This window comes from Rhodococcus sp. NPDC003348 (assembly GCF_053589375.1).
Window position 1 is genome coordinate 34,165 of sequence record NZ_JBSFRT010000014.1, and the last position, 13,727, is coordinate 47,891.

16 protein-coding genes are annotated in these 13,727 nt (G+C 68.7%); 5 read left to right on the plus strand and 11 right to left on the minus strand.

Translation table 11 applies throughout. The features are described from left to right. Nucleotides 1-51: 51 nt before the first annotated feature. Nucleotides 52-192, minus strand: a complete 141-nt coding sequence (locus tag ACWDU4_RS11745) for a hypothetical protein (protein ID WP_450114078.1) — start codon at nucleotides 190-192, stop codon at nucleotides 52-54. 626 nt (nucleotides 193-818) lie between these two features. Between ACWDU4_RS11745 and ACWDU4_RS11750 the strand changes: the two genes are divergently transcribed. Both ACWDU4_RS11750 and ACWDU4_RS11755 read left to right on the plus strand, forming a co-directional pair. Beyond that, on the plus strand, nucleotides 819-1,355 hold the full coding sequence (locus tag ACWDU4_RS11750; protein ID WP_450114079.1) for an HNH endonuclease: 537 nt from the start codon (nucleotides 819-821) through the stop codon (nucleotides 1,353-1,355). A 28-nt stretch (nucleotides 1,356-1,383) separates the two neighbouring features. Continuing rightward, entirely contained in the window at nucleotides 1,384-1,614 is a 231-nt protein-coding gene (locus ACWDU4_RS11755) for a WhiB family transcriptional regulator (RefSeq protein ID WP_450114080.1), read from the plus strand. A gap of 73 nt (nucleotides 1,615-1,687) precedes the next feature. Here the strand turns inward: ACWDU4_RS11755 and ACWDU4_RS11760 are convergent, their stop codons facing one another. The 9 genes from ACWDU4_RS11760 to ACWDU4_RS11800 all read right to left on the minus strand — a co-directional run bounded on the left by ACWDU4_RS11760 (nucleotide 1,688) and on the right by ACWDU4_RS11800 (nucleotide 9,455). After that, nucleotides 1,688-2,176 carry an N-acetyltransferase family protein gene (locus ACWDU4_RS11760; RefSeq protein ID WP_450114161.1) on the minus strand — a complete coding sequence of 163 codons (489 nt, stop codon included), beginning with the start codon at nucleotides 2,174-2,176 and terminating at the stop codon, nucleotides 1,688-1,690. 20 nt (nucleotides 2,177-2,196) lie between these two features. Beyond that, nucleotides 2,197-2,871 (minus strand): hypothetical protein, encoded by a 675-nt coding sequence (locus ACWDU4_RS11765; RefSeq protein ID WP_450114081.1) that lies wholly within the window; start codon nucleotides 2,869-2,871, stop codon nucleotides 2,197-2,199. A 194-nt stretch (nucleotides 2,872-3,065) separates the two neighbouring features. Continuing rightward, the gene (locus ACWDU4_RS11770; RefSeq protein ID WP_450114082.1) at nucleotides 3,066-3,698 is read right to left on the minus strand and encodes a DUF2461 domain-containing protein; all 633 of its coding nucleotides are present in this window, start codon (nucleotides 3,696-3,698) and stop codon (nucleotides 3,066-3,068) included. Continuing rightward, a complete protein-coding gene (locus ACWDU4_RS11775) occupies nucleotides 3,695-5,092 on the minus strand; it encodes a Wzz/FepE/Etk N-terminal domain-containing protein (protein ID WP_450114083.1) in 1,398 nt (465 codons plus the stop codon). Before ACWDU4_RS11775 ends, ACWDU4_RS11770 begins: the two co-directional genes overlap by 4 nt. After that, nucleotides 5,020-6,339, minus strand: coding sequence for a hypothetical protein (locus tag ACWDU4_RS11780; protein ID WP_450114084.1), 1,320 nt, complete (start codon nucleotides 6,337-6,339; stop codon nucleotides 5,020-5,022). The genes ACWDU4_RS11775 and ACWDU4_RS11780 overlap by 73 nt, the downstream gene beginning before the upstream one ends. Continuing rightward, nucleotides 6,336-7,109, minus strand: a complete 774-nt coding sequence (locus ACWDU4_RS11785; RefSeq protein WP_450114085.1) for an SGNH/GDSL hydrolase family protein — start codon at nucleotides 7,107-7,109, stop codon at nucleotides 6,336-6,338. The genes ACWDU4_RS11780 and ACWDU4_RS11785 overlap by 4 nt, the downstream gene beginning before the upstream one ends. After that, entirely contained in the window at nucleotides 7,106-7,771 is a 666-nt protein-coding gene (locus ACWDU4_RS11790; protein ID WP_450114086.1) for an SGNH/GDSL hydrolase family protein, read from the minus strand. Before ACWDU4_RS11790 ends, ACWDU4_RS11785 begins: the two co-directional genes overlap by 4 nt. Then, nucleotides 7,768-8,901, minus strand: a complete 1,134-nt coding sequence (locus tag ACWDU4_RS11795; protein WP_450114087.1) for a glycosyltransferase — start codon at nucleotides 8,899-8,901, stop codon at nucleotides 7,768-7,770. Before ACWDU4_RS11795 ends, ACWDU4_RS11790 begins: the two co-directional genes overlap by 4 nt. Before the next feature lie 5 nt (nucleotides 8,902-8,906). Continuing rightward, nucleotides 8,907-9,455, minus strand: a complete 549-nt coding sequence (locus ACWDU4_RS11800; protein ID WP_450114088.1) for a colanic acid biosynthesis acetyltransferase — start codon at nucleotides 9,453-9,455, stop codon at nucleotides 8,907-8,909. Nucleotides 9,456-9,590: 135 nt separating this feature from the next. Here ACWDU4_RS11800 and ACWDU4_RS11805 point away from each other — a divergent pair, with 135 nt between their 5' ends. Genes ACWDU4_RS11805 through ACWDU4_RS11815 form a run of 3 tightly spaced genes read left to right on the plus strand, consistent with a single transcriptional unit; the run spans nucleotide 9,591 to nucleotide 13,086 of the window. Then, nucleotides 9,591-10,850: a hypothetical protein gene (locus ACWDU4_RS11805; RefSeq protein WP_450114089.1), complete on the plus strand. Its 1,260-nt coding sequence runs from the start codon at nucleotides 9,591-9,593 to the stop codon at nucleotides 10,848-10,850. After that, nucleotides 10,847-11,770 carry a glycosyltransferase family 2 protein gene (locus ACWDU4_RS11810; protein WP_450114090.1) on the plus strand — a complete coding sequence of 308 codons (924 nt, stop codon included), beginning with the start codon at nucleotides 10,847-10,849 and terminating at the stop codon, nucleotides 11,768-11,770. The genes ACWDU4_RS11805 and ACWDU4_RS11810 overlap by 4 nt, the downstream gene beginning before the upstream one ends. Further along, nucleotides 11,767-13,086, plus strand: a complete 1,320-nt coding sequence (locus ACWDU4_RS11815) for a lipopolysaccharide biosynthesis protein (protein ID WP_450114091.1) — start codon at nucleotides 11,767-11,769, stop codon at nucleotides 13,084-13,086. Before ACWDU4_RS11810 ends, ACWDU4_RS11815 begins: the two co-directional genes overlap by 4 nt. Here the strand turns inward: ACWDU4_RS11815 and ACWDU4_RS11820 are convergent. Further along, nucleotides 13,083-13,685, minus strand: a complete 603-nt coding sequence (locus tag ACWDU4_RS11820; protein WP_450114092.1) for a serine acetyltransferase — start codon at nucleotides 13,683-13,685, stop codon at nucleotides 13,083-13,085. The two genes, ACWDU4_RS11815 and ACWDU4_RS11820, sit on opposite strands and share 4 nt — an antisense overlap. Nucleotides 13,686-13,727 lie beyond the last annotated feature (42 nt).

Consider the following 13,727-nt stretch of genomic DNA (forward strand, 5'->3'; position numbering starts at 1 on the left):
TTGGGCGTGAACAGAATCAAGCTACGGCCGACGAGTCGTCGGCCGGCCGGATCAGCTGAGGGCCGCGAGTCCTGCGACGGCGCCCACGAGGCCGAGGGCCGCACCGGCGCCGACAACGACGGTGCCGAGGCCGCTAACGACCGGCTGGATCAGCTTGATGGTGGCCAGGGTGTCGGCGTCGACAGATCCCATGTTGTTACTCCTGTGTTTCGAGGGGGTAGTGACGCAGGTCTCAGCGCCGAGATATTCGTACCACAAGGTAAACAACTTCATAACAATGCGTATCAATATCTGAGAAGGCCCAGGTTGGAGGTGTTGAGCCTGGGTAACGGTTAGATCTCGTTGCTTCAGGGCAGCGTGACCTGGGAGTTCGTGCCGTCGATGCCGGTGGTCGGTCCGCGCACGGAGCGACGCGAACCGACCACCGAGCCCGCCGAAATCGAGTCCCACTCACCGAGACTCGCTGGATATCGCGAGTACGGGATCGGGGACTTCGGGCGGCCCGGTCATCGCTCCGGGCCGGGAATGGTGCGGGTAAATCAGATGCGACCTCCAACGGCAACGTGCCACCATGGGCGTCCCCCAAGCCGAGCGTCCTCCCGAAGAACGCCGGCGTCCCCGCCAGGCCTCGGTAGCGGAAAGGAACCGGCAGATGCACGCCCGTCGCGGTAGTTACACGCCACTCTTGTGGTCACACGTGATTCGGCGACAGATGTACTCCGGGTCCCACTCGAGCCAGCCCCGAACCACCTGACGCGCCCGAACCCGCACGGTTCCCGGCGCCGCACCCCGACCCGAGAACAGTGACGAGAGTTCCGATGCGCACCCCACCGACCACCGTCGACACCAGTACCTGGCACCGAACCCGCGTCCTCGTGCTCAACGCCACCTACCAGGCCCTGTGCGAGGTTCCCGCCGAACGCGCCGTCACGCTCCTCGCCGTCGGTGCGGCCGAATCCGTTGCCGACCACGACCCGGCCGTCCCGATCCGTTCTCAGCACACCGTGATACCACTCCCCGCGACGATCCGGCTGCTCGAGTACGTATACGTACCGCATGTCCACACCGTCACCGACCACAGTCGTGCGACCTACGCGGGCGTGTTCCGGCGCGACCGGCACAGCTGCGCCTACTGCGCCAGCCCGGCGGCCACGACCATCGACCACGTGCTACCGCGCAGTCGCGGTGGTGCCAACAGCTGGTCGAACCTCGTCGCCTGCTGCCACCCGTGCAATCAGCGCAAGGCCGACCGGACTCCCGAAGAGGCCGGGATGTCCCTGCTGTGGGAACCCAAGGTGCCCAACCACATCGACAAGGCGCAGGACCGGATCTGGCGCCGCCTGGCCGCCGTCTGAGCCACATTCGGACACGAAAGGAGCAGCCGTGACAACGGCGCTGTCCCTCGACGACCCCACCCGGTGGCGCGATGCCGCCTGCCGCGACGATCCGAACCCCGAGAGCTGGTTCCCGTACCCCGCCGACGACTTCGTGCACGCCCGCACTGTCTGCGCCGGATGTCCGATCCGATTGCAGTGTGCTCACTTCGCCGTCGTCACCGCGCAGTCCGGGGTGTGGGGCGGAACCGAGTTCGATCGCGGCAGGCCGCGGCGTTGAATTCGCGGCCTGCCGCGGCGGTGAATTCGCGGCCTGCCGCGGCGGTGAATTCGCGGCCTGCCGCGGCGGTGAACTACAGGATCATCTGCATGTAGGTCATGTCCAGCCAGCGGCCGAACTTGACCCCCACCTCGGGCATGACGCCGACCACCGTGAAGCCGAATCGCTCGTGCAGGGCGATCGAGACGGTGTTGCCGGACTCGATGCTGGCGACCATGACGTGGATCCGGCCGGCGCGGGCGCGCGAGATCAGCTCGGTCATCAGCGCGGACGCGATCCCGCGCCGGTGATGGTCCGGATGCACGTACACGGAGTTCTCGACCGTGTGCCGGTAGCCGCTCTTGGCCCGCCACACCCCGTACGAGGCGTAGCCGGCGACCCGGCCCCCCGAGATCGCGACGATCACGGGGAACGCCTGCCTGCGCCGGTCCTCGAGCCAGGCCCGGCGGTCGGCGACGTCGACGGTCTCCTCGTCCCAGATGGCGGTGGTGTTGCGGACTGCCTCGTTGTGGATCTCCAGGATGCCGGGCAGGTCCTCGTCGCGGGCGTCGCGGATCTCGATGGTCACCGTTCCATCGTGCCCTAGCGTTGGGCGCTCAGTCGCGCCTTCTCCAGCGCGCCGAGGGTGCGCATGATGGTCGCCTTCTGCTTCTCCAGGTCGCTGCGCCGCGCCCGCGCCGCCAGGCCGGCCTGATCCGCCACCTGCGCCAGCTGGGCGTCGACCTGGGTCATCTGGTCCAACAGGGCCAGGGCCCGCGACTGGATCTCCTCGAGGTCCACGGCATCGGAGCGGACCGGAGCCGGCGGCGGAGTGGCCGCCGTGCGGGTGCTGCGGGCCGGGGAAGCCGAACCGCTCGCGGACGCGGAGCGGGGTGCGGCAGTGGGGGACTCGGCGACGACGGCCGCGGCGCGGGGACGCAGCGCCTTGCGGACCAGGGCCGGGTCGGGCGGCGTCGCGAGCTTGATCTGATTGAGCACCTGACGGGCGTCGCGGGCATTGACGCGCCACTCACGCTCTTCCTCGTCGTCCGACTGCAAGGTGCCACCGAGCGGACGCAGACCGTACATGCCGAGGAACCGGCGCGCGCCCTCGATGATCTCTTCCTTCTCGCGGCAGGTGCCGCACCGCGGCTCGTTGCGGTACATGTCGACCGCATCTTCGTCTCCGCACCAGACGCACGCTCCGGGAACCCAACGTCGGCCCGTCTGCATCTTCGTGGTTACGGCCGGAACATCGAGAGTCTGCGCGTCAATCACGACGCATGACAATAAAGCAGACCTTCGCGACCCTTCACACCGGCTCGGCACTGCACCTGGGGTTCTGCCTCCGGCCGTGATCAATCTCATGTTCGCTTGCGTTCCCCGTCCGGCCGTGAACAGGCAAACAGTTGTCGCGCAAGCGGTTTGCGTCACAGTCGTGCGTCGGCGGCGGCATCGGCCGTCGAGGGGTTTCAGCCGAGGACGTCGGCGAACCAGTCGACGAGCGGGCGCATCGCGTCCCAGGAGGAGCGGACTTCTTTCAGCGTGCGCTTGCTGTCGATCCAGCCGGGGGAGGTGAACAGCCGCCCCGCGGTCAGCGACTTGTGCCGAAGCAACTCGATCCGCGGATGATCCGCGGTGTAGCCACGCGGCGCGGTCTTGAGCGTCTCGCCGCCGATCTCGAACCCCGCCGCTTCGAGATCTCCGGTGATCTTCTCGAGCTGCCCGCCGCGCAGGTCGGCATCGACCGCGGACCGGTAGCGCGCGACCCGCTCCGGGGTGTGGGCCCAGTGCCCACCGGCGACGAACAGGCCCCGCGCGTCGATCTGTACATAGAACCCGGCGCCCGGGCACGCCTCCACGTAGCCGCCCTGATGCGTCTTGTAGGGCGACTTGTCCTTGGCGAACCGCACATCGCGGTAGGGGCGAAAGATCTTGCCGGACCCGAACTCCGGTTCGAGCGCCTCCAGCAGGGCCAGCATCGGTGCGCGCACCGACGCCTCGTAGACCGGCTTGTGGGCGGTCCAGAAGCTCTTGCTGTTGTCCGACTCGAGATCCTCGTAGAAGTCCAGCGCGGCGACTGGGAATCCGGCGAACGCAGTCATACCTGGAGTCTATTGGGGACGCCCCGGTCCGAGTCGGTCGCGTCCGGCGGGAGAACCTCGGGAGGACCGGTCACCGGCGGCTCGCAGGTCACGATTCCGGTCAGCGGGGCATCGACCGCTCGCAGTCTATCGACGGCCGCGACCAGGTCACGGCGGGTGGTGGTGCCGGTGGCCACCACGATCAGTACGCCGTCGGCATACTCGCTCAGTACCTCCGTGGCCGGCGTCGACAGCACCGGTTCCGCATCCACCACCAGGTGCCGGTAGCGGCCGCGCAGCTGCGCGACGAGGTCACGCATGCCGGTCCCGGCCAGCAGCTCGTGCATGTCCGGCTCCGACCCGGCGGGCAACAGGTCCGGAAGGCCGGCGGCCTCGACACGAATCGACTGGTCGATCGGAGTCGAGCCGGTCAGGACGTCGGACAGTCCCGGTCCGTCGCCCGGGCCGGAATCGGCCGTCCGGATGAGCAGGACGTCGTCGCCGTACCTGGCGAGGGCACGTCCCAGGCTCGTCGCCACGTCAGACGCCTCGCCGGCCTCTCCGGCCGCGCAGGTGATCAGCCACATCCGATCCTCGGCATGGGTGCCGGTGCGGCCGGGCACGGTGCGCAGTCGTGTCCGGAGCCGGAAGTATCCCTCGTCGTCCTCCCCGGTGGTGGGGTCTGGGGCGACAGTTCCGACAACCGGCAGGCCCGAGATCTCCGTGGCCCGGTCCGTGGTCCGGACGACCGGGTCGATGCGGCTTCGGACCCACACCGCGATGCCGCCGAGGACCAGGCCGGTGAGCAGTCCGAGCAGTGCGAACGCCCACGTCCCCGGCAGGCTCCGGTGTGGGTCGCTCGCCGTGGACACAACCGTGGTCTCGATGTGTTGAGCGTCGACTCCGGCGGGCGCTTCGAGTGCCTTGGTGTAGGACACGAACTCTCTGGCCACGGCATCGGCCCGTTGTCGTGCCTCCTCCGGCGAGTCGGCGGCCACCGCAACATCGATCACCGAGGTCCGCGGCGGGACGATCGTGGGGTTGATGTCGGCCGTGAACTCCTTTGCCGACATCGGCAACCCGAGCGCATCGACCACCCGCTGACCGACCACGTCACTGGTGAGCAATGCGACGTACGAGTTGACGCGGTCCCACACCAAAGCGGATTCGTCGTAGGTGGTTGCGGTGATGGAGGCATGGGACGACACCAGTAGCTGCGTGGTCGAGACGTACCGAGTCGGGGTCAGGAGAGACACGCCAACTCCGATCCCGACGCAGGCCACGACGACCGCACCGAACAACACCCAGTGACGTCGCACCTCACCGAAAAACTTTGCCGCAGTCACGTCGCACGCATCCTTTCCTGGATCTCCGCGTCGCCGGATGCGGACACACCGCGCTCGCGCTTCGAACACACGACAAGGCCTGCCGCCGGCCGGGGCGGCCGCAGCAGCGCGGACTCCTGCAGTTCCGCTTCGGTCGTGACCCCGTACCGAATGGTCAGGACGATTGCATCGCAATCCTCCAGGACGTCGCATGCGCGAGCGCCCGAACGAATCGGTGGGACGACGAGGATCACCCACTGATGGTCTGCCCGCAGGCGGTCGATCAGGTCACCCGGCTTCGAGACCTGGAGCGGAGCGGCGGATCGTCCGGCAGCCGACCCGGCGGTGAGTGTCGGTCCCCACGGGCCCTCCGACACCGCAGTGGACACGCTGGCGTCGCCGAGCAGGACCTCGGCGACCCCGGGACGGTCGCCGCCGCCGAGACGTCGCGTCAGTTCCGGGGAGTCGAGGTCGAGATCGACGAGGAGTGCGCTGCTCCTCCGCGTGTGTGCTGCTGCGGCGAGTTCGAGAGCCGTTGCTGCGGCGCATCTTCCGTGGCCGGAGTCGGTCACGGCGATGACGCCGTGATCGGGATCGCCGAGCAGGGAAACCAATCGTCGCCATGTCAGGCGGGCGTCCGCTGGTGCGGTGTGACCCGTCGGGAGCCCGACCGTGCCCAGCACTGGCAGCCCGGTCACGCGGGACGCGGCGCGCGGGTCCCGGAGGGACGGAGCGTGGATCGACCGCAGCACGGCCGCCGACGCACCCAGGAGGGCGCCGGCCAGCAGCGCGCCGATCAGAAGGTAGGACGGCGGCGGACCCCACACAGTCACCCGGGTGGGCTGCCCGGGGGGATCGACGACGACAAGCTCGGCGCGGGGCAGGATGGATCCGGGTACCGATTCGAGGGATTTCACGGTCGCCGCGAACTCGCCGGCGAATGCCGCCGCCGCCACGTTCGCGTCGCGGGCTGTAGAGGCCGCCACGGTGACATCGATCAGCACCGTTCCCGGCCGGGTGGTCGCAGTGACGCGGCTGGCGAATCGTTCGGGGCTCGTGTCGAGTCCGAGGTTTCGCACCACGTGTGCTGCGAGGTCCGGGCCGCGGGCAAGCTCGACGTAGGACTGGGCGCGGCTCCGGGCGTAGCTGTCGCCGCCATCCTCCACATGGCTGATCTCGCCGGGTGTCCGGACGAATACGGTGAACCCGGACCGGTACACCGGAGGGAACAGCAACAGGACGATGGCGGCGACGGCAAGCGCGCCCAGAGCGCCGGCCGCCACGAACCGCCATCGCTCGCGCAGTATGCCCGCATATGCGCGCACGGTCCCGGTCACGACGACGCTCCGATACCGCCGGCCCGGAAGGCAGCAATCAGAGCATCGGCGAGTTGCTGTTCCCCCGTGACATTCGGGTGCCGCCCGTCCGGTCCGAGCAGGACCGACGTGTCCTGACCGGCTGGAAACGAGGCTGCGATCGGGTCGAGGAACACCACACCCGCGGCGGCGGGGTCGGCTTCGAGCCGCGCCATGAACTCGTCGTCGAACCCCAGGTCGTCGGCCGGGTTCATGAGATAGCGGGGACGGAGGAAGACGAGGGTTGCGTCGGGCCAGGCGCGGCGGGCCTCGTCCAGCGCGTACGCCATTGCCTTGCCCACGTCCTCGGCAGGTGGGAAGAGGTCGTTTCGGCCGCCGTCGAGGACGACCACGTCGGGGTCGTACTCCACGGCGAGAGAAGGAATACGTTCCGGGATAGAGGTCGAGGATCCGGGCTCCCCGACCAGCGGAAACCGGTTCGCCGCACCACCGCTGATGTAGCCGGATCCGGGGATGGCCGACACGTCACACGTCCATCGCATCTGCACCGCGGCACGGCACGCGTACGACAGCTCGACGAAGTTGCTGCTCACGGTGTAGGAGTCGCCGATGAACAGGGCGGACACCGGCGCACCGCTCCGAGTGTGGGAGGTCGTGACCGAGTCGATGCCGGTCACGACCGTCTCCTTCGCGACGTCGTCCGGTGCGCCGTTCGGGGCGAGAACGATCACCGCGCCGACCACCGCGGGCAGGGCAACCGCGGCGAGCAGAAGGTCCCGTCGGCGGATCATCGGCCGACCTTCGATCGGATCCACGCCGCGATCCGGTCCGCCAGTGCGGCCTGCCCGTCATCGGAGGGCCAGCTGAGGTCGGCCTGCATCAGATCGGTGGTGATCAACGGCGGATTCGAAGCGTCCAGGTACGGTGCGCCGGCCGTCCGAGCGACCTCACCGACCGCATCGGACACCCTGGTCACCGCGTCCGGTGCGGGGGACTGGTACCACGGCGGACCAATGATCAACGCCCGTTCACCGCCGAGCGTGATCTTGTTGATCGCGTCGACGGCGCCGACACCGATCGACTCGGTCTCCGGGAGTCCGGCGTCCTCCAAACCCCCGAATATCACGATCACATCGGGTGCAGCGGCCCTCGCGCGGTCCACCTGATAGGTGAACGCCTGCCCGCCGGCGCCGTCGGCCACGTATCCGGTGCCGGGCAGCGCGAAATTCGACACCTCCCATCCGGTGTGTTCGGCCATCAGCGTCGGCCACACCACCCGGTTCTGGACGCCCGCCGAGTAGCTGTCGCCGACCACCGCGACCCGTAGTCTGTCCGGAACGGCCGATGCGCGGCCGTGCTCACTGACGAGCGCGGCCGTTACGAGGGCGCTGACCAGAACCAGTCCTGTCGCAGCGGCCGCCGCTGCGACGATTCTCGACCGGCGCGCCGTCACTGCCGCGCCCCGACCAGATCCGAGTATGTCGTCGACAACTGCGCCACGACACCGTCCATACCGAATTCGGCACCCGAGATCGACCGTCCGCGCTCGCCCATTTCCCAGGCACGGCGCTGGTCCGCGAGCAGTGCGCGTACCGCGGCGGCCATCGCCTCGACGGTGGGGGCGGCGACGATGCCACACCCGGCGCGGGTGATCGTCGCGGCCAGCCCGCAGTCGTCCGACACGACGACCGGGAGTCCGACCGACATGGCTTCGAGGACACCCATCGGGTACGGCTCGCGCACGGAAGGCAGGACGAACACACTCGCCGCCGCCATCCGTGCGAGAACCTCGGTCGAGTCGAGCGGCCCCTCCCACACGACCCGGCGCTCCTCACCGATGGCCGCGCGCACCGCGGGGCCCTCGCCCTGGTCGGGGCCGACCAGGGCGAACCGCGCCTGCACGCCCTCGTCCAGGAGCATCCGGGCCAGTCGCACGAAGGTGACCGGACCCTTGCGGGGGTGCAGGCGCGCCGCGAACAGCACCTCAGGGGTGGCCGTGTCGGGTGCGCGCTGCCGGGCGGTGTGGCCGTGCGGACAGGACGGAACGCCGTTGTGGAGGTGGGTGAGCCTCAGCCCATCGCCCCCCACCGCTACGAGCTGGTCCCGTTCGTCGGGTGTGAGGTAGAAGACCGCGCTGGCGTCCCGGAGGAGCTTGCGCGTCCACATCGAGTCCAGCGGCCGGGCGAGCGGATGGTCGCTCGGCTCGACCATGCCGTGCGTCTGCAGCGTGTAGGGGACCCGATGTCTCCGCGCCGCCGCGGCGATCGGGAGGACGACGAGATCGCGCCCGAAGTGGATGTGGATGACGTCGAATTCGGCACGGTGCCTGCGGAACCAACCGTAAAGACCGGGCGCAACGAGGCCGGCGAATCCGGTTCCGGGCACGATCGTCCGGGATCGGAAGAGCCGCACCGGTACGCCGGCCACCTCGGACGGAACCGTTCGGTAGCCACGCGTCGCAGCCGCGACGAGTGCCTCCGTGCCGGACCGTCGCAATCCCGCTGTCTGGTTGAGGGCGACCTTGGCCGGTCCGCCGTATGCGCCGTCGGGACTTACCAGGGTGACCACCTGCAGGATGCGCATGGCACTCAGCCCGGTGCGACGCTCGATTGCGGCGGCCGGACCAGGCTGTCCGGTGGAACGTCCGTCGACACCACCGCGGTCGCCCCGACCACCGAATTGGCGCCCACCGTCACTCCGCGCAGAACCACCGACCGAGCGCACAACCACGCACCGTCCTCGATCACGATCGGCGCGTTGTCGTACTCGAACACCGGTGACCGCCGGTCGTGACTTCCGGTGCACAGATAGGCGTGCGGAGAGATGCACACGTTCGAACCGATCACGATCCGATCGACGTCGTACAGGTCCACGCCGGTCCCGATCCACGAGTCGTTGCCGATCGAAAGTTTCCACGGCCATTGCACATTCACCCGGTGTTTGATCAAGACCCCGGTTCCGACGTGCGCGCCGAACGCGCGCAGCAGGATGCACCGCGTTCGATTCGGGCACCACACCTGGGTGAACAGCAGGGTCGAGGCCGCGACCCAGAGCACCTGCGAGAGGGGCCCTCGGCCCTTGTCGTAGGAACGTCCGCGCAGGGCAGCCAACGATCTCGTCGATCGCGCCTCGGTCATGCGCACCTCCCCGCCGCCGAGCAGCCGGTTCAGCAATCCACGGTACGAGATCCGGCCCCGGGTGTGTCAAGGAACGCTATCGTGTGAGGTCAGCCCCGCTCGGATCGCCCGTGACGCCGTGAAGGGGATGAGGCGATGGGTTACACCGGACACAAGACCCAGGCGGAACTGCCGCAGTCCCGCCGAACGAGCGCAGCGCAGGTGTCGGTGTTCGCGTTGGGCGCGACTTCGGCTGTGCCGATCGCGAACTTCACCGTAACGGGGCTGTCATTGATCTGCCTCGCGCTGGTGCCGGCGTTCCTGCTCATGACCCACCGCGGCGCCGACCTGGTGCCGCTGGTGTTGGCCGCGCTCGGGTGGCTCTCGTTCATCGCATCGGGCATCGTCAACCACGTCAGCCTACTGTGGCCGAATTCCATTGCACCCGCAGCTTTCTCGCTGTATTTGATTGGCCTGGCCGTGATCACCGGTCGCGCGGTGGACGCGATCGCCGGTGCGTTGGCCGGGATCGCCACGGGAACGGTGATCTTCTTCCTGGTCCGGGGCATCGAACTGACCCGGACCGGGAGCTTCCTCGACATGTGGAAGTACGGTATCGCCCAAGCCGTGACGATTCTGCTCTTGTTCGGAATCATCAAGTCCCGCAGAACGTCACGTCTGATCATTCCGGTCGTACTCGTTGTCCTCGGTTTGTGCAGTCTCGCGTTGAACTTCCGCGCCCATGCTCTGGTGTGTCTGCTCTCCGGAGCCATCCTCGGTACGCGGGCGATCCTGGGCTCCAGGGTCTCGCGCGGCTGGCAGTTCGCGGGGATCGCAGTCTTCGGGTTCGTCTTTGCATACGCGATGCCGTTCGCCGGCCGCCTCGGCTGGTTCGGTCCGGCACTGCAGCACAAGACCACCGAGCAACAGGCCACGGGGTTGCACCTACTCCTCGCGGGCCGAACCGAGTCGCCGATGCTGCTCACCGCCATCCTGGATCGACCGGTCTTGGGGTGGGGCAGCGCGCAGAGGCTCACTTCGGACGTGTACACCGCAGCCGAGCACCTGGCGGTCCGGATGGGGTTCTCGCCGACCTTTCCCTTCGACGAGTACTGGCGTCTACCGCCGCAGGAGTACTCGGCTCTGCATTCGGTCGTGCTCGGTTCCTGGGCCGAGGGCGGCATCCTCGCCGTCCTGCTCCCCGTGTGGTTGCTCGTCGCGTGCCTCGCGCTGGTGTGGAACTGCGAGCGCTACGGGCGATGGATGCCTCTCGTGGTCGTCGTCTCGGTACAGGGTGTCTGGGACCTGATCTACGAGCCGTGGAACTACAACAGCCTCCCGGTGTATGCGTGCATTGCCCTGTTCTTCCTGGCCGGGCACTTCTCCGGTCGCTCGCTCAGCCACCCTCCGCCATGACCCGGCCGCCGGATGGGCAGTGGTCACCGCAGGTCAGTGTCGTGATCCCGACGGTGGGCCGCGCGACGCTCGGACGCGCGGTGCGGTCGGTGCTGGACCAGACCTATCCCGTCGCCGAGATTCTCGTCGTCGCCGATGTGGCGGTGCCTCTGCCGTTGCCGCCGCTGTATGACGGGCGGATCATCGAAGTGCGGACGCGGCCGGGTTCCGGATCGGGCGTGCACCGGCAACGCGGCATCGACAGGGCGACGGGTTCGGTGATCGCACTGTTGGACGACGACGACGAGTGGCGCCCGGACAAGCTGCGGCGGCAGCTGGACGCCGTCGCACATCGCGCCGACGGTCTCTGGGTTGCGTCGTCCCGTGTGGTTGTCGAGGGGGCGGGCAAGTGCAGGATCTGGCCGCGCCACCCGATCCGAAGCCACCAGTCTGTCGCCGAATACCTCTTCCGCCGAAGCGATCTGACATCCGGCGGTGCCATGATCACGACATCGACGCTCTGCTTTCCCGTCGACCTCGCACGCAAGGTGCGGTGGGACGATGCCGGGGATCCACCGCACGACGAGCCGAGCTGGCTTCTCCGTGTGCGGGCGGCGCTGCCGGACGTGCCCATCGAACAACTGCCCCAGCCGCTGTGTACCTATCACTCGGGTGGTGAATCCCTCTCGCGCAGCGCGCGTGACCGCACCGACGAGTACGTGGACTGGGGGCGGCGCCACCTGCGCGATCAGCCTCCGCGAATCCGCGGCGACTACCTGTGCACGAGTCCGGTCAGTGCAGCCGTCTCGGCCCGATCGCTCGCCGGTCTGCAGCGTGCCGTCGTAGCCGCGTTTCGCGATGGTCGACCGGGGCCGTGGGCGCTCGCGTACGCAGGTCTCAACGCCGTCCGGATCGTGCTGCTCAAGGCGCGTCGCGCATGACGGTTGCGTCCGGGCACCTCGCACCCGCGGAGCATCGTGCCCTCGTTCGGGGTACTCTGTACCGGATTCTGGGCACGCCCGTGGTCGCGGTCCTGGGTCTGGCGAACACGGCGGTCGTCATCCGGCATACCGGCGAGGCGGTGTACGGGTTGGTGTCGCTCGTGGCCACGGTCACCCTCCTGTTCCCGTTCGCAGATCTGGGGATCGGTGCGGTGGTGCTGAGCGCGAGCGCACGACTGAGCGGCTCGGGCCGAGATCCCGCAGCCGACGTCATCCGCCGCGCATACCGCGTGCTGTTCTCGGTCGCGGCCGGGTTGGCTGTTCTCGCGTGCGTCGTGATGGCGATTGACGGGTGGGGTGCTCTCGTCGGCATGACGACCGGCCCTGACGATCGATGGGCGATCACCTGTGCTGCAGTGCTTTTCGCGTTGACGATTCCAGCGGGTCTCGGGGTGCGAATTCTGATCGGGATGGACCGGAACCAGCTGGCCACCCTGCTCATGATGAGCAACGCCGCGTTCACCCTGTGTGTGACGGTGGCGCTGTCCGCTTCGGGAGTCCAGGGCATCTGGTATGCGCTGTCGCCGCTCGCGGGCGTACTGATCGGGCACCTGCTCGGTACCGTGGCGGCGCTGCGGATGTCCGGTCTGGGCTGGTCCGCGTTCGCGCGCATCCGGGGGACCGGGACCCGGTTGCTCGAGGGCAGCCTGTGGCTGTTCCTCGTCGGGGTCGGGCTTCCGGTGGGACTGCAGACCGGACGGATCCTGCTCTCCCACCTGTCGACGGCGGACGAACTGTCGAGGTATGCGCTGGTTGCGCAGATGTACGGCGCCTGCTGGGCGGTGCTCTCGACAGCGGGGATGGCGTACTGGCCGGTGTTCGTCAAGCGGCGCGGCGCCAGGGGGGAGACGGTGCGGATGTGGTGGCGCGTGACCGCCGCCTTCGGTGCTGCCGCGGTCGTTGCTGCCGCCGGTCTCGCGGCGGTGGGTCCGTGGACGGCTTCGATCCTCTCGGGCGGGAGCATCGTCGTGACGACCGGCCTGGCATTGTCGTTCGGTGCTCTGCTTCTGGTGCAGGCATTGCACCTGCCCGCGAGTGTCCTGCTGACCCGGCCTCGGGAGGCGCGGTGGCAGGCGTGCTGCGTCGCGGCCATGGCCGCAATCAGCCTCGCCGTGGGCGGTGCGTTGGCCGGGCCCTGGGGTGCCGTCGGAGTGGTGTGCGCCGCGGCGCTCGGCGTCGGTGCGGCACAGGTTGTTCCGGATCTGCTGTGGGTGCCCACGCTGGTACGCCGGCGGCCCGCCGATCCACAGATCTAGGTCTGTCCGTCGCGGGGTAGTCGTTGCGCCAGCGGCGCCACGACCGTGTCCCCGGCCGCGACGTCGTGGACGACCGTGGCGTTCGCACCCACGGTGGCGCCGTCGTGCAGGATGACGGGACCCACCACCACGGCACCGGCGCCCACCCGGACCCGGTCCCCGATCGTCGGACGGCCCCGGGCATTGTGGCCGATCGTGACCTGCTGATTGATCCAGCAATGGCTACCGATCGATTCCGCGGTGACGATCGTCGCCACACCGTGTTGGATGAACAGCGCGGGGCCGATTCGGCCTGCGTCGAGGGTCAGTGTGCGCTCCGGACGGTACAGCCTGCGCAGTACCGCTCGGGCGCCCGCAGGGGCCGCGCGGAGCCGAAAATGGACGAGGCTGCGAAACTCCCCGAGAGCGCCGGCCAGATAGGCGAATCGTGAGTATTCGTCGAGCTCGGTGAGACCGGCGTCGTCGATGCACTCGATCCACCAGGCGACGTCCGCGCGCACCAACTCGGCGGCGCCGGCGCGCCCGATCGACCACCACAGCGGGGCGGCCCAGACGCGTGCCAGCCGGAGCAGGAACATCCGCCGCCCGCCAGAGCTCATCGCCCGATTCTAGGGTGGCGCGCGGGCCGTGTGCTGGAACAA